The 17,146-nt window shown below is 69.9% G+C and carries 17 protein-coding genes; 9 read left to right on the top strand and 8 right to left on the bottom strand.

What is annotated here, in order from left to right; translation table 11 throughout:
- The first annotated feature begins 13 nt into the window (after positions 1–13).
- Together valS and CLV67_RS05460 are read left to right on the top strand one after the other, a co-directional pair.
- Positions 14–2,551, top strand: coding sequence for a valine--tRNA ligase (valS, locus tag CLV67_RS05465; RefSeq protein WP_106316040.1), 2,538 nt, complete (start codon positions 14–16; stop codon positions 2,549–2,551).
- Between the two features lie 23 nt (positions 2,552–2,574).
- Positions 2,575–3,114 (top strand): hypothetical protein, encoded by a 540-nt coding sequence (locus tag CLV67_RS05460; protein ID WP_106316039.1) that lies wholly within the window; start codon positions 2,575–2,577, stop codon positions 3,112–3,114.
- A gap of 434 nt (positions 3,115–3,548) precedes the next feature.
- Here CLV67_RS05460 and CLV67_RS05455 read toward each other — a convergent pair whose 3' ends face one another.
- A complete protein-coding gene (locus tag CLV67_RS05455; protein WP_106316038.1) occupies positions 3,549–4,250 on the bottom strand; it encodes a hypothetical protein in 702 nt (233 codons plus the stop codon).
- Positions 4,251–4,292: 42 nt separating this feature from the next.
- Between CLV67_RS05455 and rmuC the strand changes: the two genes are divergently transcribed.
- Entirely contained in the window at positions 4,293–5,426 is a 1,134-nt protein-coding gene (rmuC, locus tag CLV67_RS05450; protein WP_106316037.1) for a DNA recombination protein RmuC, read from the top strand.
- Positions 5,427–5,476: 50 nt separating this feature from the next.
- Here rmuC and CLV67_RS05445 read toward each other — a convergent pair whose 3' ends face one another.
- Entirely contained in the window at positions 5,477–6,565 is a 1,089-nt protein-coding gene (locus CLV67_RS05445; RefSeq protein WP_373873120.1) for a 4-hydroxy-3-methylbut-2-enyl diphosphate reductase, read from the bottom strand.
- Between CLV67_RS05445 and CLV67_RS05440 the strand changes: the two genes are divergently transcribed.
- The 4 genes from CLV67_RS05440 to CLV67_RS05425 are packed head-to-tail and all read left to right on the top strand — an operon-like array spanning position 6,534 to position 9,047.
- Positions 6,534–7,019 carry a hypothetical protein gene (locus CLV67_RS05440; RefSeq protein ID WP_106316035.1) on the top strand — a complete coding sequence of 162 codons (486 nt, stop codon included), beginning with the start codon at positions 6,534–6,536 and terminating at the stop codon, positions 7,017–7,019. The genes CLV67_RS05445 and CLV67_RS05440 overlap by 32 nt on opposite strands.
- 46 nt (positions 7,020–7,065) lie before the next feature.
- Entirely contained in the window at positions 7,066–7,608 is a 543-nt protein-coding gene (locus tag CLV67_RS05435) for a hypothetical protein (protein WP_106316034.1), read from the top strand.
- Positions 7,609–7,617: 9 nt separating this feature from the next.
- The gene (xseA, locus tag CLV67_RS05430) at positions 7,618–8,844 is read left to right on the top strand and encodes an exodeoxyribonuclease VII large subunit (RefSeq protein WP_106316033.1); all 1,227 of its coding nucleotides are present in this window, start codon (positions 7,618–7,620) and stop codon (positions 8,842–8,844) included.
- On the top strand, positions 8,844–9,047 hold the full coding sequence (locus CLV67_RS05425) for an exodeoxyribonuclease VII small subunit (RefSeq protein ID WP_106316032.1): 204 nt from the start codon (positions 8,844–8,846) through the stop codon (positions 9,045–9,047). The genes xseA and CLV67_RS05425 overlap by 1 nt, the downstream gene beginning before the upstream one ends.
- A 4-nt stretch (positions 9,048–9,051) precedes the next feature.
- Here CLV67_RS05425 and CLV67_RS05420 read toward each other — a convergent pair whose 3' ends face one another.
- Positions 9,052–9,606, bottom strand: coding sequence for a DUF4245 domain-containing protein (locus CLV67_RS05420; RefSeq protein WP_239166025.1), 555 nt, complete (start codon positions 9,604–9,606; stop codon positions 9,052–9,054).
- A gap of 143 nt (positions 9,607–9,749) precedes the next feature.
- On the opposite strand from CLV67_RS05420, the gene glpX reads away from it, so the two are divergent.
- Entirely contained in the window at positions 9,750–10,775 is a 1,026-nt protein-coding gene (gene glpX, locus CLV67_RS05415; protein ID WP_106316030.1) for a class II fructose-bisphosphatase, read from the top strand.
- Positions 10,776–10,870: 95 nt separating this feature from the next.
- Here glpX and CLV67_RS05410 read toward each other — a convergent pair whose 3' ends face one another.
- The 4 genes from CLV67_RS05410 to phoH2 all read right to left on the bottom strand — a co-directional run bounded on the left by CLV67_RS05410 (position 10,871) and on the right by phoH2 (position 14,693).
- A complete protein-coding gene (locus CLV67_RS05410; protein ID WP_106316029.1) occupies positions 10,871–11,488 on the bottom strand; it encodes a rhomboid family intramembrane serine protease in 618 nt (205 codons plus the stop codon).
- A 44-nt stretch (positions 11,489–11,532) separates the two neighbouring features.
- Positions 11,533–12,300: a S1 family peptidase gene (locus tag CLV67_RS05405; RefSeq protein ID WP_239166026.1), complete on the bottom strand. Its 768-nt coding sequence runs from the start codon at positions 12,298–12,300 to the stop codon at positions 11,533–11,535.
- 96 nt (positions 12,301–12,396) lie between these two features.
- Positions 12,397–13,086, bottom strand: a complete 690-nt coding sequence (locus tag CLV67_RS05400; RefSeq protein ID WP_203736874.1) for an aggregation-promoting factor C-terminal-like domain-containing protein — start codon at positions 13,084–13,086, stop codon at positions 12,397–12,399.
- A 197-nt stretch (positions 13,087–13,283) separates the two neighbouring features.
- Positions 13,284–14,693: an RNA 5'-3' helicase PhoH2 gene (phoH2, locus tag CLV67_RS05395; RefSeq protein WP_106316026.1), complete on the bottom strand. Its 1,410-nt coding sequence runs from the start codon at positions 14,691–14,693 to the stop codon at positions 13,284–13,286.
- 277 nt (positions 14,694–14,970) lie between these two features.
- On the opposite strand from phoH2, the gene otsB reads away from it, so the two are divergent.
- Positions 14,971–15,777 (top strand): trehalose-phosphatase, encoded by an 807-nt coding sequence (otsB, locus tag CLV67_RS05390; RefSeq protein WP_106316025.1) that lies wholly within the window; start codon positions 14,971–14,973, stop codon positions 15,775–15,777.
- A gap of 540 nt (positions 15,778–16,317) precedes the next feature.
- Here otsB and CLV67_RS05385 read toward each other — a convergent pair.
- Positions 16,318–17,088 carry an isoprenyl transferase gene (locus CLV67_RS05385; RefSeq protein WP_106316024.1) on the bottom strand — a complete coding sequence of 257 codons (771 nt, stop codon included), beginning with the start codon at positions 17,086–17,088 and terminating at the stop codon, positions 16,318–16,320.
- Positions 17,089–17,146: the final 58 nt, after the last annotated feature.

Below are 17,146 nucleotides of genomic sequence, written 5' to 3'. Positions count from 1 at the left end.
TACGCTGACCGGCATGACTGATACGGGAACCGGGCGCCACGGTCTCCCCGAGCGGCCGTCTCTGGACGGGCTCGAGGCGAAGTGGGCGCCGCGCTGGCAGGAGGAGGGTACGTACGCGTTCGACCGTTCCAAGGAGCGGGCCGACGTGTATGCGATCGACACACCTCCGCCGACCGTATCCGGCTCGCTGCATGTCGGGCACGTCTTCTCGTACACGCACACCGACACGGTCGCGCGGTTCCAGCGGATGCGCGGCAAGGCGGTCTTCTACCCGATGGGCTTCGACGACAACGGGCTGCCGACCGAACGCCGGGTTCAGCACCTGTTCGGGGTCCGGTGCGATCCGTCGCTGCCGTACGACCCTTCGTGGGAGCCGCCGGTCACGGCGCCGAAGGAGCCGGTCTCGATCTCACGGCGCAATTTCGTCGAGCTGTGCGGGCGGCTGACCGTCGAGGACGAGAAGGGGTTCGAGGAGCTGTGGCGGCGGCTGGGGCTGTCCGTCGACTGGGGACTGACGTACACGACGATCGGTGACACGGCGCGGGCCGTCTCGCAGCGGGCGTTCCTCGCGAATCTGGCGGCGGGACAGGCGTACACGGCGGAGGCGCCGACGCTGTGGGACATCGGCTTCCGGACCGCGGTCGCGCAGGCCGAGCTGGAGGATCGGGAACGTCCCGGTGCGTACCATCGGCTGCGTTTCCACGGACCGGACGGGCCGATCGAGATCGACACGACCCGGCCGGAGCTGCTGCCCGCGTGTGTCGCGCTGGTCCATCATCCCGGCGACCCCCGCTTCGCGGGTGTCACGTCGGTCCGCACCCCGTTCTTCGACGTCGAGGTCCCGGTTCGGGCGCATCCGCTTGCAGCAGCCGACAAGGGTACGGGCATAGCGATGGTCTGCACCTTCGGCGACCTGGCCGATGTCACGTGGTGGCGCGATCTGGCCCTGGACACCCGGGTCGTCCTGGGGCGCGACGGCCGGTTCCTGCCGGACGCGCCGGCGGGTGTCCCCGTCGCGGCCTACCAGGGTCTGGCCGGCCTGACGGTGAACGCCGCCCGGGCGGAGGTCGTCCGGCTCCTGCGGGAGTCCGGCGATCTGCTCGGGGAGCCGAGGCCGATCACGCATCCGGTCAAGTTCTACGAGCGCGGCGATCGGCCGCTGGAGATCGTCACGAGCCGGCAGTGGTTCATCCGCAACGGCAGCCGTGACGCCGAGCTGCGGGAGGAGCTGCTGGCCCGGGGCCGGGAATTGCGCTGGGTTCCGGAGAACATGCGTCATCGGTACGACCACTGGGTCGGCGGACTGACCGGTGATTGGCTGATCAGCCGGCAGCGGTTCTTCGGTGTCCCGATCCCGGTCTGGTATCCGCTGGACGCCTCCGGTGAGCCGGTCTACGACCGGTTGCTGGTTCCGGCCGATGAGGCGCTGCCGGTCGATCCGTCGTCGGACTGCCCGCCCGGATTCACCGAGGAGCAGCGGGACGTTCCGGGCGGGTTCACGGCCGATCCGGACGTCATGGACACGTGGGCGACGTCGTCGTTGACACCGCACATCGTCACGGGCTGGAGCACCGACCCGGATCTGCACGCCCGTACCTATCCGATGGATCTGCGCCCACAGGGTCAGGAGATCATCCGGACCTGGCTGTTCTCGTCGGTCCTGCGGGCCGGGCAGCTGGGTGACTCGTTGCCGTGGCGGCGGGCGGTCCTGTCCGGCTGGATCCTCGACCCGGACCACAAGAAGATCTCCAAATCACTGGGCAACGCCGTCGAGACACCGATTCAACTGCTTGAGCAGTACGGGTCGGACGCGGTCCGTTACTGGGCGGCGAGCGGCCGTCCGGGCGCGGATCTCGCGTTCGAGCCGGCCCAGCTGAAGGTCGGACGGCGGCTCGCGACGAAGCTGCTGAACGCGTCGAGGTTCGCGTTGGGCCTCGGCGCGGCGGACGCGCTGCGGCATCCGGTCACCGAGCCGCTGGACCGGGCGATGCTCGGCCGGCTGGCCGAGGTCCTCGTCACGGCGACGACGGCGTTCGAGGAGTATCAGCACACCGACGCGTTGCAGGCGACGGAGACGTTCTTCTGGACGTTCTGTGACGACTACATCGAGCTGATCAAGAACCGGGCGTACGCACCGGGGCCGGCCGGTGACTCGGCGCGGGCGGCGCTCGCTTCCGGCTTGTCGGTGCTGTTGCGGCTGTTCGCGCCGTTCCTGCCGTTCGTCGCCGAGGAGATCTGGTCCTGGTGGCGGTACGGCTCGGTGCACCGGGCGACCTGGCCGACGAAGTACGAGCTGACCCGGGTTGCTCCGGAGAGTGATCCTTCGCTGCTGGATCTTGCCGGTGAGGCGCTGCGGCAGGTCCGGCGGGCCAAGTCGGACCGGAAGGTGTCGATGAAGACGGAGATTCCGCTGGCGGAGGCGCTCGGCCCGGCGGATCTGCTGGACCGGCTCGAGTCGATCGACGGTGATTTCCGGGCGGCGGCCCGGATCGGCAAGCTGGACCTGCTCCGGGACCGGACTCCGGAACTGGTGATCGCCTGCGCGTTCTGAGGCGGGCGGCCACCATAGGAGGCATGTCGATCGCGCCTGAGGAGGTCCGGGCCCCGGCCCGGGACGCGGTGTTGTTCCGGTCGTCGCCGGTCCGGACCTTCGTCATGGTGTTCGCCGTGCTGATGGTCGCCTATCTGGCGGTCTCTCCCATCGTGGGGTGGATCGCCGGGGACAGCGGTGACCCCTGGTGGGTGACCGCCGCGCAGGCCGTGCTGGTCGGCGGCGCGGTGGCGGGGGCGTACGCGTTGTCGGCGCGGGCTGCCCTCACGACCTGGGTGCGGGTGTCGTCCGGAGGGTTGGAGCTGGCCGCGCAGGCGTCCGATCCGATCCTGCTGGACTGGGCGGACATCGCGGCTGTGGTGATTCGCCGGGACGGTCTGCGAACGGTTCTGGATGTGGTGCCGGCGGATCTGGACAGCGTCCATCCGGTGCAGGAGGGCGACGCGGGTGGCCCGGCGTTGACTGATACGCCACGTGGTCCGGCTTTCACTGCGGACCTCACCCAGATCTGGCCCAGCCCGCGCGCGCTGCGTCGCCAGATCAACCGGCACCTGCGGCGTTAGAGAGCTATCGGGACCGAGGCCGCCTGTTGCCCGCGTCCTCGCCTCCGGTCGCGGCGATCTTGCGCGAATGGGCCGTCCAGGCGACCACAAATCCCCAAGGTCTACAACGACCTGCTGATGGTGAGCGCTTTTCATCCCCAGGGCGACTCGACGGGGCGACTCGCCAGGGCGACTCGACGGAGCGACTCGGCAGGGCGACTCGACGGCGCGACTCGGCCAGGGCGCCTCGACGGGGCGACAAGTGCTGCACGGGATCCACGGCAACAACCGCATCCGCACAAGATCCACGCGCAATCCAGGCAGACAAGCAAGGCCAGGCGTGCGTCCCGCCACTTGCGGGCGGGCGGAGGGAGGCGGCAAGCGGAACCGCCCGTCGTGATCGTCCGGCAGACCCGGGATTACGCGGAAGGCCTGACCCCGGATCCGAGAGCTGCCTAGAAGTCGAAGCCGCCGAAGTCGCCGGCTCCGAAATCGCCGCCGAGGTCGCCGGGGTCGCCGCCGGCGAAGTCGGTGTCTCCGAAGCCGCCGACGTCGCCGAACTCGGGCGAGAACAGGGCGTCGAAGATGAGCATGCCGCCGAGGACTCCGGCCCCGGCGCCGAGTGCCGTCTTCCACACCGGTGTGGAGTACCAGCCCGCCGGGACGGGGCGGCCCTGCACGCGGCCGCCCGGGTAGTAGTAGGGGGTGTCGCGGCCGGGCATGGGGCCCGCCCGGTAGGAGTGGCCCTCGACGGTCACCTCGCGGTCGCGGGTGAGGCGGCCGGTGTCGTGGGCGGCGCTGAGCGGTGGGAGGTCGGGGCCGGGGTCGATGCCCATGGCGACGCGGGCCGCCCGTACGTAGGTGAGGCCCTCCAGCGCCGATTCGCGGGCCAGCTCGAACTGGCGGACCGTGTTGGCGGTCTGCAACTGGCCGCCGGCCGCGTTGTAGCGTTCGCCTGCGTCGGCCAGTGCCTGCCGGGCTGCCGGGTCGTCGGAGCTGAGGTTCATCACCTGACCGCCGAGGCGCTCGTACCATCGTTGGGCGTCGGCCCGGGCGTCGTCGAGCTGTGTCTGCCGCCGGGTTTCGCCACCGCGCTGTAGTGCGGCGATCGCGAGGACTGCCAACGCGACGATCGCCAAGATCAGCAACACGCTCATCATGTTTTCCAAGCTACCCCCGCTTTCTGGCAACCTGCTGTAGTGACCTTCTCGACACTCGCCGTCGTATTCGTCTGTCTCGCTGCCGGGGGTGCGATCGGCTGGCTCGCCGCGCGGGCCCGGGCGGCGACCGACATAGCCCGGCTGGAGGCGACACTGGCCGCGGCGCGCGACGGTGAACAGCGGCTGGAGCAGTCGCTGCGGGCACTGTCCTATGAGGCGACCGCCCAGTCCCAGGAGGCGGTGGCCCGGGCGGTGGCGCCGCTGCACGACACCCTCCGGCGGTACGAGCAGCGCGTCGCCCAGCTGGAGCACGACCGCATCGACGCCTACGCCGAGCTGCGTGAACAGGTGCGGGCGATGGGCGCGGTCTCCGGTGAGCTGCGCACCGAGACGCGGCAGCTGGTGGCCGCGCTGCGGGCTCCGCAGGTGCGTGGCCGGTGGGGTGAGCATCAGCTGCGCCGGATCGTGGAGGCGGCGGGACTGCTGGAGCACTGCGATTTCGCCGAGCAGGTGACGGCTTCGACCGACGATCAGGGAGTACGCCCGGACCTGCTGGTGCGTCTGCACGGCGGCCGGACCGTGGTGGTCGACGCGAAGGCTCCGCTGGAGGGCTATCTGTCCGCGATGGAGGCTCGTGACGAGCACACCCGCGACGGCCATCTCGACCAGCACGCCCGGCATCTGCGGGCGCACGTGGACGCGCTGTCCGGGAAGAAGTACTGGTCGGCGTTCGAGTCGACACCCGACTTCGTGGTGCTGTTCGTGCCGGCCGACCCGTTCCTGGACGCGGCGCTGCAGCGGGATCCGTCCCTGATGGAGCACGCGTTCCGGCGCAGTATCGTGCTGGCCACCCCCGCGACGCTGATCGCGATGCTGCGGACGGTCGCCTACTCGTGGCGGCAGGAGGCACTGACCCGCAACGCCGCGGCGGTGCACGGCCTGGCCCGGGAGCTCTACGGCCGGCTGTCCACGCTGGGCGACCATGTGGACAAGCTGGGGACGTCGCTGGCGGGCGCGGTCACCGCGTACAACCGGGCGGTCGGTTCGCTGGAGTCACGGGTGCTGGTCAGCGCCCGCAAACTGGCCGAGATGGGCGTGTCCGACGAGGAGTTGCTCACACCGGTGCAGGTGGAGATCGCCCCTCGTCAGCCACAGGCGCCCGAATTCAGCTAGCCGGGAGGAAGTGAAGCGGCCGGGAAAGGAACAGCCGCGGGCGCCCGGGTTCAGCCGGCGGCGGCAGCGGCGGCAGCCGCGGCCTTCATGTCGCGCCGCAGCTCCTGCGGGAGGGAGAAGGTGAGCCGCTCCTCGGCGGTCGTGAACTCGGTGACCTCGCCGAAGCCGCGTTCGGCCAGGTGGGCGAGCACCTCCATGACGAGTTCGTCGGGGACGCTGGCGCCGGAGGAGACACCGACCGTGGTGGCGCCGGTCAGCCACTCGTCCTTGATCTCGGAGGCGTAGTCGACCAGGTGGCCGGCCCTGGCGCCCGCGCCGAGGGCGACCTCGACGAGCCGCACCGAGTTCGACGAGTTGGTGGAGCCGACGACGATGACGACGTCGCACTCCGGTGCGATCTCCTTGATCACGTGCTGGCGGTTGGAGGTCGCGTAGCAGATGTCGTCGCTGGGCGGCGACTGGAGCAGCGGCAGCCGGGTCTTGAGGCGGGCCACGGTCTCCATGGTCTCGTCGACCGACAGGGTCGTCTGGGACAGCCAGACGACCTTGGACGGGTCGCGGACGACGACGTTGTCGACGTCGTCGGGGCCGTCGACGAGCTGGATGTGGGCGGGCGCCTCACCGGCGGTGCCGATGACCTCCTCGTGGCCCTCGTGACCGATGAGCAGGATGTCGTAGTCCTCGGAGGCGAACCGGCGGGCCTCGTGGTGCACCTTGGTGACCAGGGGGCACGTGGCGTCGATGGCCTTGAGGTTGCGCTCGCGGGCCTGATCGTGGACCTCGGGCGCCACGCCGTGGGCGGAGAAGACGACGGTCGCCCCCTCGGGGACCTCGTAGTTCTCCTCCACGAAGATCGCGCCGCGGGCCTCGAGCGTGTTGACCACGTGCTTGTTGTGCACGATCTGCTTGCGCACGTAGACCGGGGCGCCGTAGAGCTTCAGCGCCTCCTCGACGGTCTGCACGGCGCGGTCGACGCCGGCGCAGTAGCCACGCGGCTTGGCGAGCAACACCCGCTTACGAGCTTCAGTCACCCGACCATGGTACGTGGCCCGGCTCGCACCCGCCTCTGACGAGACGAGTGGCACAGGCGGTGCATACTGCGCGGTCATGAACGTCAGCCCGGTACGGATACTCCGCATCACCGTGGGTCAGATCAGCCTCACGGTCGGCCTGTTGTGGCTGTTCATGACCTTCAGCTCGGCGAACGTGAGGGACGTGTTCGTGGGGTCGGCGCTCGCCGGCGGCGGGCTGGTCATGCTGCTGTGGCGGCGGATCGAGCTGCCCGTCCGGCTGGTCGTCGTGGTCTCGGTGGTGGCCGGGCTCGTCGGAACGGCGGCCGGGCTGGCCGCGCGGTCGGTCTCCACGGGCGGGATGTTCGCCTGGTCCGAGGGCCGGGGCTGGCCGTTCGAGTGGGTGGGGCGCGGCTCCGTGGCGGACGACTTCGAGCAGGCACGGCGGCAGGCGGTCGCCGACGGGTGGGGGTACGACCTGCTCCGGCTCGTCGTGGATGTGAGCTTGTGGGCGTACGCCGGATTGGTGTTGGTGGTTTTGATCGGTCTGGTGACACGCCGTAACCGGGAGCGGCCCGCGTAGTCCGTTTCGGTCCGGATCCGACGAATCGGGCGAGATACTTCTTTTCATGAGTGCGGAGCTGTGGCCATCGATCCCGGCCGTGCTCCGCGTGATGACCGGCTGGTTCCTGCTCGGGATCGGCCTGCTGAACCTGGCGGTCGAGATCGACGGCGGCCTGACCTCCGCCTATCTGGTGTTCCACGTGATGATCGCGATCGGTGGTGTGCTGCTGTTGTTGCGGCACCGGCCCTTCCCGGGGCGTGCCGGTCACCTCGTCGCGGCCGCGCTGGTGGCGGCGGGGATCGTGGTGACGACCGTGCCCGACTCGTCCGGATGCTGCATGGCCGGTGACTCGGGGCGGCACGGCTACCCGTTCCCGTTCCTCGGCACCGGCGGCGGCCTCCACGTCGAACCGCTGTATCTGGCCGCCGACCTGATCTTCTGGGCGTGCGCCGGTCTGCTGGCCGTGGTGATCCTCGCTCTGGTCGAACGACGACTGCCGGAACGCCGCACGGCGGTCGATCTGAGCCGGTACGCGGGTCACGCCGAACCCGGCGCGATGTCCGCCACCCCGGATCGCACCGGCGAGAATGTCGGTGGGCTTACGTAATCTGGCCGGGTGAACGAGCCCGAGAGCACGCCGCGCAGCTCCGCCGACGAGCCGTGGCCGGTCCGCGTGGTCAGCCAGAAGATCACCGCCTGGATCAGCCGGCTCGGCTGGGTCTGGGTCGACGGGCAGGTGGCGCAGATCAACCGCCGTCCCGGCTCCAACGTGGTCTTCCTGACCCTGCGTGACCCGTCGGCCGACCTCAGCCTGACCGTCACCACCAGCCACGACGTGATCCACGCCGGTGCTCCCGACCTGGCCGAGGGCGCCCGGGTCACCCTGCACGCGAAACCGGAGTTCTATCCCGGCCGCGGCACCCTGAGCCTGCGCGCCGACGAGGTTCGCCAGGTCGGCGTCGGTGAGCTGCTGGCCCGGCTGGAGAAACTGAAACGCCTGCTCGCCGCCGAGGGTCTGTTCGCCCGCGAACGCAAGCGGCGGCTGCCGTTCCTGCCCGGCCGGATCGGGTTGATCACGGGCCGGGCCAGCGCCGCCGAGCGGGACGTGCTGATGAATTCGCGGCGCCGGTGGCCGTCGGTCGACTTCCGGGTGATCAACGTGCCGGTGCAGGGGCCGACCGCGGTGGCGCAGATCCTCGACGCGCTGAAGGTCCTCGACGGCGACGACACCGTCGACGTGATCGTGATCGCCCGGGGCGGCGGCAGTGTGGAGGACCTGCTGCCGTTCTCCGACGAGGCGCTGTGCCGGGCCGTGTTCGCCGCGCGCACCCCGGTGGTCAGCGCGATCGGCCACGAGACCGACGCGCCGCTGCTCGACTACGTCGCCGACCTGCGCGCCTCCACGCCGACCGACGCCGCGAAGCGGATCGTGCCCGACCTGGCCGACGAGCAGCGGATGATCGGGCAGGCCCGCGGGCGTCTCGACCGGGCGGTCGCAACCATGATCGACCGGGAGCGGCACCGGATCGACGCGTGGCGGTCCCGGCCGGTGCTGGCCCGGCCCGAGGTGCTGATCGACCAGCGGGCCGCCGACGTGACCGGCCTGCGTGACCGGGCCGTACGCAGTCTCGACCACCGGCTGCGCCGGGCCGACGACGCGCTGGAGCACACGGTGGCCCGGCTGCGTGCCCTGTCACCGGCCAAGACGCTGGAGCGCGGCTACGCGATCGTGCAACGTCCCGACGGCCAGGTGGTCCGCGCCGCGGACGAGGTGGGCGCGGACGACCTTCTTCGGATCCGGCTCGCCGAGGGCGAGCTGCGAGCGGCAGTGATGGAGAGCTGATGACCGACGAGAAACTGTCCTACGAGCAGGCCCGCACCGAGCTGGCCGGCGTGGTCGAGCGCCTGGAACAGGGCGGCGGCACCCTGGAGGAGTCGCTGGCCCTGTGGGAGCGCGGGGAGCGGCTGGCCGACATCTGCCAGCGCTGGCTCGACGGCGCCCGGGAACGCATCGAGGCGGCTCGCGCCGCCCGCGCCGACGAGTGACGGGTCAGGAGGTCGAGGAGGCCAGCTTCTCGATGCTGCCGGTGGCGCTTTCCGGTCCGATGATCAGGATGGTGCGGTCCGGCTGTGTCTGGATCAGCGCGGACTCGCCCGGACGGCCGGTGTACTGCATCCAGGTGCTGTTCGCGGTGCGGTAGGTGCCGATCCGCGTACCCTCGGCGCCGACCTCGGCCGGGACCAGGGTGGCCGAGTCGACGCTGCTCTGGATCAGCAGGATCGGCTTCTTGTCCGGATCGACGTAACCGATCCGCAGGGTCGCCCCACCGTCCACGCGCTGGAAGTTCGCCGACGTGAGGTGCCAGTCCTCGCCGAGACCGGACGGCACTAGGACCGGGAACTCACGGCTCGCCAGCTCGATCGCCGAGGTCGGGTCCTTCGACAACGGCCGGTCGCCCTCCAGCACGACCCGGTAGAACGTCAGGATCAGGGCGATCGGCACCAGCAGCACCACCAGCGAGATGATCATGTCGCGGGGGCGGCGTCCCTCCCGGGCTGACAGGCGCGGGGCGGGCGATTCGGGGGCGGGTTCCACGAACCCCATTGTTAACCACGTCGCTGAAGCAAGACTTGGCACGTCCTCGGATGCCAGGATCGGGTAATCACCGTGGTTCCGTCCCGCGGATCCCGCAGCCGTGCGGGACCCGCGGGACAGAGTCAACCCCGCAACGTCGCGAGGAGGCCGCCGTGCCCGCCCGAGTCCCTCAGGATCTCGACCGCAACATCGCCCTCGACCTCGTCCGCGTCACCGAAGCGGCCGCCATGGCCGCCGGTCGATGGGTCGGGCGAGGCGACAAGAACGGCGGTGACGGCGCCGCCGTCGACGCCATGCGCAAGCTCATCAACTCGATCCAGATGCGCGGCGTCGTCGTCATCGGCGAGGGCGAGAAGGACGAAGCGCCCATGCTCTTCAACGGCGAGCAGGTCGGCGACGGCACCGGCCCGGAGGTGGACGTCGCGGTCGACCCGATCGACGGCACCACGCTGATGAGCAAGGGCATGCCCGGTTCCATCGCGGTGCTCGCGGTCGCCGAGCGCGGCGCCATGTTCGACCCGAGTGCCGTCTTCTACATGGACAAGATCGCCGTCGGGCCGGACTGCGCCGACGTCGTCGACATCGACGCCGGCGTGACGGAGAACCTGCGCCGCATCGCGAAGGCCAAGCGTTCCAGCGTCTCCGACGTCACGGTGTGCATCCTGGACCGCCCCCGGCACGCCAAGCTCGTCGAGGAGGTACGGCAGGCGGGCGCCAACATCAAGTTCATCTCGGACGGCGACATCGCGGGCGCCATCTCGGCGGCCCGTTCGGAGTCCGACGTCGACGTGCTCATGGGCATCGGCGGCACCCCCGAGGGAATCACCGCAGCGTGTGCACTCAAGTGTCTCGGCGGCATGATCCAGGCGAAGCTGTGGCCGCTCGACGACGCCGAGCGCGAGAAGGCGCTCGCCGCGGGTCACGACCTCGACCGTGTGCTCACCACCGACGACCTGGTCACCGGTGACAACTGCTTCTTCGTGGCCACCGGCGTCACCAGCGGTGACCTGCTCAAGGGTGTCCGCTACCGCTCCGGCGGCGCGCACACGCAGTCGATCGTGATGCGGTCCAAGAGCGGCACGATCCGGGTCATCGACTCGTACCACCGGCTGGAGAAGCTGGCGCTGTACTCCGCCGTCGACTTCGACGGCCACCTGCCGACGGTTCCGCTGGCCTAGGCCCAACCTTCCGCAGATCTTGTGAGGTTCGGGTGGGACGTCCCACCCGAACCTCACAAGATCGCGAAGAGGAAAGGGCGCGCGTAGCGGGGCGGCTAGCGGCGGCGGAAGAAGATCGCTGCGAGGACGCCGCCGACCAGGCCCAGCAGGTGCCCCTGCCAGGAGATCCGCTGGTCGGTGGGGAGCACGTTGAACAGCTGGTACCAGTAGAGAAGGCCGATGAACAGGGCCACCGCGAAGTTCCACCAGCTGCGCTCGACCAGACCGCGGGCCAGCAGCAGGCCGAGGTAGCCGAAGATGACGCCGCTGGCGCCGACCACCACGGTGCCGGATTCGCCGATGAACCAGACGCCGATGCCGGCCACCAGCATGATCAGCACGGTCGACCAGATGAACCGGCGTACCCCGCCGGCCAGGACGAACGTGCCGAGCAGGATGAGCGGGACGGCGTTGCCGTAGAGGTGTTCCCACCCGTCGTGCAGGAACGGGCTGAACAGGATGCCGTCGATGCCCTCGATCGAGTGCGGGATGATGCCGCCGGCCACGTCGAGGGTGCCGGGCCCGAGCGCGACGTCGATCACCTCGATCAGGAACAGGGCCGGGACCACCGCGCACATGGTCACGAACGCGCGGCCCAGCGCCGCGTAGAAACCATCGGTGCCGAACCGTCCGGCCTCGTCCGTGCTCGCACCCGCCGCCCACCCGTATCCCATGCATCGATGGTCGCAGGAGCGGGCCAGAGCGGCCAGTCGAGTTGTCAGCTCATCCGGCGGACAGCGTCCTCGATCTCGGTACGGAACTTCGCGATCTGCGTGTAGACACCGAAGTACCCGTCGCGGGCGCAGCCCAGCCCCCAGCTGACGATGCCGACCTGCACCCAGCGTCCGAGCCGGTCGCGGCGGACCATCGGGCCTCCCGAGTCGCCCTGGCAGGTGTCGACGCCGCGCCGCCCGGCGCAGATGGATTCGTCCTGGACCAGTTCCACGCCGGCCCGGCGGTACGCGGCCGTGCACTCGGCGTCGGGGATCGTCGGCACGGTCGCGTAGTGCAGGCGGCGTTCCTGCTGCGGCGACGCCTCCCGGGTCTGCCCCCAGCCCATCACGGTGAACGTGCCGGTGTCGACGTCGTCGGGAGTGAGCGGCAGGGTGGGCAGCGGCAGCTCGCGTTCCAGCCGGACGACGGCCCAGTCGTCGCCGCGGGTCTCGGTGATGAAATCGGGCGAGCGGTACACCTCGACCGATTTGACCGACACAGCGGTACGGGAGTCGAGGTCGATGGATCCGGCGGTCACGGTGATCCGGTCGTTGGGTCCGGTCGGTCCGACACAGTGCCCGGCAGTGAGCACGACCCGCGGCGCGGTCAAGGCTCCGCCGCAGCCCATCGAGAGCCGGACCGCCCAGGGGAATCTGCCGTCGCCGGCGACCTTCCCGCCGACCACCTCGCGTACCGGTGTCCATCCGGTGTCGGCCCGTGCCGGTGCTTCAGTCGTTCCCGAGAGCGCAACCACCAACAGACATAGCGCCACTTTCCGGACCATACCGACATTTGATCACAGCAAAACGGGGCCGCGCGGATCGCCGCGCAGCCCCGTCCGACGTTCTGTCAGCACCAGCCGGGTGTATCAGTACCAGCCGACGTTCTGCGAGTGGCTCCAGGCCTTGCAGGGAGTGCCGTAGCGGCCCTTGATGTAGCCGAGGCCCCACTCGATCTGGGTGGCCGGGTTCGTCTTCCAGTCCGAGCCCGCCGAGGCCATCTTGTCACCCGGCAGAGCCTGCGGGATCCCGTACGCTCCGGAGCTGTTGTTGAGGGCCTTGTAGTTCCAGCCACTCTCCTTCTTCCACAGCTTGTCCAGGCAGGGGAACTGGTCGAGACCGAAGCCCTCGTCGAGCATCAGGGCGCAACCGACCTTGCGGCTGCCGCTGTACTCGTTGCAGGACTCGGGGATCTCGCCGGTGTAGGCGACCGGACCGCCGGCCTCCTCAGCCTTCTTGGCCTTCTCCTCTTCCTTGGCCTCGATGACTTCCTTCTCCAGCGTCCGGGCCTTGGACGCGGCGGCCTTCACCTCGGTGGCGGCCTTGGCGGCGGCGGCCTGCTCGGCGACCACGCGGTGCGCCCGCGCGGCGGCGTGATCAGCCTGGCGCTCCTTGAGCAGCCGCATCTCGTCCTCGTTGGCCTGCACGACGAGCTGAGCTTCGACGGTCTGCTGCTGGACGTCCCGGTTCTGCCCGAGGTACACCCCGCCGGTGAGACCCAGCACGAGCAGACCGACCGAGGCCGCACGGACACCCATCCGGCTCCACAGCCGCTTCACGAAGAGTCCCTTCGTCGGGGGCAAGGAAGCGGCGCGTCATCGCCCGGAAAGGGCGGACCGCGCCGCGAGTTGCACGCCGAACACCATGGCGCAACGTGAAGTGGATGTGAAACGCCAGCGCGGTGATGTGACTTTAGTCACAAGACTTACCGGGTGAATCCGGCACTAAATCACCACGCTGGCGTTCTAAAGATTCACTACAGCGGGATTTCCTCCAAGAGGTCCGTCACTACCTCAGCAATCGGCGAACGCTCCGACCGCGTGAGGGTTACGTGGGCGAAGATGGGGTGCCCCTTCAGCGCCTCGATCACCGCGGTGACGCCGTCGTGCCGGCCCACCCTCAGGTTGTCCCGCTGGGCGACGTCGTGGGTCAGCACGACCCGCGAGTTCTGCCCGATCCGGGAGAGCACGGTCAGCAGCACGTTGCGTTCCAGCGACTGCGCCTCGTCGACGATCACGAACGCGTCGTGCAGGCTCCGGCCGCGGATGTGAGTCAGCGGCAGCACCTCGAGCATGCCGCGGGCCAGCACCTCGTCGACCACGTTGCCGTGCACCACCGCGCCGAGCGTGTCGAAGACCGCCTGCGCCCACGGCGACATCTTCTCCGCCTCGCTGCCGGGCAGGTAGCCGAGCTCCTGGCCGCCGACCGCGTAGAGCGGACGGAACACCACCACCTTCTTGTGGCGGTTGCGCTCCATCGTCGCCTCCAGGCCCGCGCACAGGGCCAGCGCCGACTTGCCGGTGCCGGCCCGGCCACCGAGCGAGACGATGCCGATCTGCTCGTCGAGCAGGATGTCCAGCGCCACCCGCTGCTCCGCCGAACGCCCGCGCAGACCGAACGCGTCACGGTCACCGCGTACCAACCTGATGGTCTTGTCGGGGTTGACCCTGGCCAGGGCCGAGCCGCGCGGCGAGTGGATCACCAGGCCGGTGTGGCAGGGCAGGTTCTCCGCATCCTCGACCTCCAGCTCCTCACCGGAGTAGAGGGAGGTCACCTGCTCCTCGGAGAGCTGCAGATCGGCCATGCCGGTCCAGGTGGGGTCGCTGGCCTGGCCGTGCCGGTACTCGTCGGCGGTCAGACCCACCGAGGCGGCCTTCACCCGCAGCGGCATGTCCTTGCTGACCAGCGTGACCTCACGGCCCTCCGCGGCCAGCCCGAGCGCCACCGACAGGATGCGGGTGTCGTTCGAGTCGTTGCGGAAGCCCTGCGGCAGCACGCTCTGATCGGCGTGGTTCAGCTCGACCCGCAGCGTGCCGCCCTCGTCGTTGCAGAGCACCGGCTGATCCAGGCGGCCGAACTTGATCCGCAGCTCGTCGAGCATGCGCAGCGCCTGCCGCGCGAACCAGCCCAGTTCGGGGTGGTGACGTTTCCCCTCCAGCTCGGAGATGACCACGAGCGGCACGACCACCTCGTGGTCGGTGAACCGGCGGAACGCCGCCGGGTCGGACAGCAGGACCGAGGTGTCCAGGACGAAGACCCTGCCGGCAGTGGCGGGTTCCGCGTCGGCGTGCCGGTCCCGGGTCTTACGGCGACCCGTCGTGGCACGGCTGGAGACCTTGTCGGCCGGGTTCGCATCGACCCCGGCATCGGTACGGCGAGATGTCACAGGCCTGCTCCAGCGGGCGTGCAACCCGGTCCGCCCGCGGTCCGCCACCTACCGGTCGCCGGCCCTCTGCACGGAGTCGGATTGCGGTCCCCGTGGCGCAGTCGTCGCAGGTCCGGGCCGACCGGCTGGCCCGGGACGACCCCGCGCCATGACTCAAACGCTAGCGGTCAACTACGTCCCGCGGTAGAGCGCAATATCCATCCCGTGGGGGTGATGACGGCCGCACCCTTGGATCGGCGGGCTTAAAAGGCGACCTTCCGCGGGTAATCTGACTTCCGTGGCAGAGAGCGCACGTCCGACACATCCGCTGACCACCGACGAGGCGTGGGCGTTCACGGCTTCACGAGCCTCCGCGACCACCTTCTTCTTCGACTTCGACGGTGTCCTTTCGCCGGTCACCGACGACCCGGACGCCTCACAGCCGGTGCCGTCCGTCCTGGGCGTGCTCGAGCGTCTGGCCGAGTCGGTCGCCCGTGTGGCGATCGTCTCCGCCCGTCCGGTCAGTTTCCTGCGGTCCCGCTTCGAGACGCTCGGAAACGTCGACCTGCACGGCCTCTACGGCCTCGAGGTCTGGCACGACGGCCAGGTCGTCACCGAGCCGGCCGCCCTCGACTTCGTGCCGGCGATGGCCTCCCTGGCCGACCAGGCCCGTGCCGAGCTGCCCGCCGAGACCCTCGTGGAATACAAGCGGCTCTCCGTGGCCCTGCACTACCGCACCGCCCCCGAGCACGCGCCCGTCGTCGAGCGCTGGGCCCACGAGCAGGCCGAACGCCTCGGGCTGCGCACCCAGCGGGGTCGCATGGTGGTCGAGCTCAAGCCGCCGGTCGATCAGGACAAGGGCATGGTCATCACCGAGGGCGTCCGCAACGCCGGTTGCGCCTGGTATTTCGGTGACGACATGTCCGACATCAAGGCGTTCGACGCGCTGCGCGCCCGGGAGGCAGTCGACCCGGGCTTCTTCGGCATGGCGGTCGCGGTCGCCAACCCGGAGACCGGTGCCGAGGTGTCCAGCGCCGCGGACCTCACCCTCGAGTCGCCGGACGCGGTGGCGGCCTTCCTCACCGAGGGCCTACGGCGCTTCTAAGACCTTTCTCTGGTACGGCTGGAACGCGCCCAACCGCACCGGCCCCGTCCCGGGGCTCCCAAGCGACGTCCGCGGCTGGTCGCGGCCTCAGCGCCCCTTTCGGGCTGAGGCGTCGGGTCACCGCATCCGCCACCCGTGCGGGCGCTTACGCCCACACACAAGCCGCAACTCACCACGCGGCGCCACCAAACCAGCCGCGTGGTGAACTACGCCCACAGGCAAACCGCAACTCACCACACGGCGCCGCGAAACCAGCTGCGTGGTGAACTACGCCCGCAGGCGAGCCGCAACTCACCACACGGCGCCGCGAAACCGGCCGCGTGGTGAACTGCGCCCACAGGCGAGCCGCAACTCACCACGCGGGCTAGGGGTTGGGTGACCACCGATGCAGCCCGAAAGGGGCGCTGGGGGCCGCGACCAGCCGCGGACGTCGCTTCGATGCCACGGGACGTGGCTGGTGCGGTTGAGGGCTCGGTAGCTCGTACGATATGGGTGTTTTTAAGAAGCGGGAGATGACCGCCCAGCCGCACCGACCGGCGGTCAGGCTCCGTAGCGTCGCTGGCGGCTGGCGTAGGAGCGCAACGCTCGCAGGAAGTCGATGCGGCGGAAGTCGGGCCAGTTGGCGTCGTGGAAGTAGAACTCCGAGTGCGCCGACTGCCAGAGCAGGAAGCCGGACAGGCGCTGTTCGCCGCTCGTGCGGATGACCAGATCGGGGTCGGGCTGGCCGCGGGTGTAGAGGTGTTCGGCGATGTGCTCGACGTCGAGGATCTCGGCGAGCTCCTCGATGGTGCCGCCGGTCGCGGCGTGTTCGTAGAGCAGTGAGCGGACCGCGTCGGTGATCTCGCGGCGGCCGCCGTAACCCACGGCCATGTTGACCTCGACGCCGTCGCAGCGGTCGCGGGTCTTCTCCTGGGCGGCCTTCAGCGTCGCCGCCGTCGGCGCGGGCAGGATGTCGAGGGCGCCGACCATGCGCAGCCGCCAGGGGTTGCCCTCCTCGGCCAGCTCGGTGGCCAGATCCTCGATGATCTTCACGAGGGGGTCCAGCTCCGACGCCGGGCGGCGCAGGTTGTCGGTGGCCAGCAGATAGAGCGTCACGTGCTCGATTCCGGCCTGGTCACACCAGGTCAGCAGCTCCTTGACACGCGTCGCGCCGACACGATGGCCGTCGTTCGGGTCGACGAAGCCCATCTCCCGGGCCCACCGGCGGTTGCCGTCGCACATCACGCCGATGTGTTTGGGCACGGGTTTACCGGCCAGCTTCCCCGCCAGCCGCCGCTCGTAAAAGGTGTAGACCAGAGAACGCAGACTCATCACCCCAAAGCGTAGCCACCCGCGCCAGAGGCTCAAGCGGGGCGGCCCGCCGTGGGAC

The organism is Actinoplanes italicus (assembly GCF_003001815.1).
Taxonomy (GTDB): domain Bacteria; phylum Actinomycetota; class Actinomycetes; order Mycobacteriales; family Micromonosporaceae; genus Actinoplanes; species Actinoplanes italicus.
This window is presented reverse-complemented; position numbering and strand designations above follow the sequence as displayed.

Bases quoted from the DNA above. Each gene is read 5' to 3' on its own strand.
- valS (WP_106316040.1), top strand. From the start codon at position 14: ATGACTGATACGGGAACCGGGCGCCACGGTCTCCCCGAGCGGCCGTCT.
- CLV67_RS05460 (WP_106316039.1), top strand. From the start codon at position 2,575: ATGTCGATCGCGCCTGAGGAGGTCCGGGCCCCGGCCCGGGACGCGGTG.
- CLV67_RS05455 (WP_106316038.1), bottom strand. From the start codon at position 4,250: ATGAGCGTGTTGCTGATCTTGGCGATCGTCGCGTTGGCAGTCCTCGCG.
- CLV67_RS05440 (WP_106316035.1), top strand. From the start codon at position 6,534: ATGAACGTCAGCCCGGTACGGATACTCCGCATCACCGTGGGTCAGATC.
- CLV67_RS05445 (WP_373873120.1), bottom strand. From the start codon at position 6,565: ATGCGGAGTATCCGTACCGGGCTGACGTTCATGACCGCGCAGTATGCA.
- CLV67_RS05435 (WP_106316034.1), top strand. From the start codon at position 7,066: ATGAGTGCGGAGCTGTGGCCATCGATCCCGGCCGTGCTCCGCGTGATG.
- CLV67_RS05425 (WP_106316032.1), top strand. From the start codon at position 8,844: ATGACCGACGAGAAACTGTCCTACGAGCAGGCCCGCACCGAGCTGGCC.
- CLV67_RS05420 (WP_239166025.1), bottom strand. From the start codon at position 9,606: ATGGGGTTCGTGGAACCCGCCCCCGAATCGCCCGCCCCGCGCCTGTCA.
- CLV67_RS05410 (WP_106316029.1), bottom strand. From the start codon at position 11,488: ATGGGATACGGGTGGGCGGCGGGTGCGAGCACGGACGAGGCCGGACGG.
- CLV67_RS05385 (WP_106316024.1), bottom strand. From the start codon at position 17,088: ATGAGTCTGCGTTCTCTGGTCTACACCTTTTACGAGCGGCGGCTGGCG.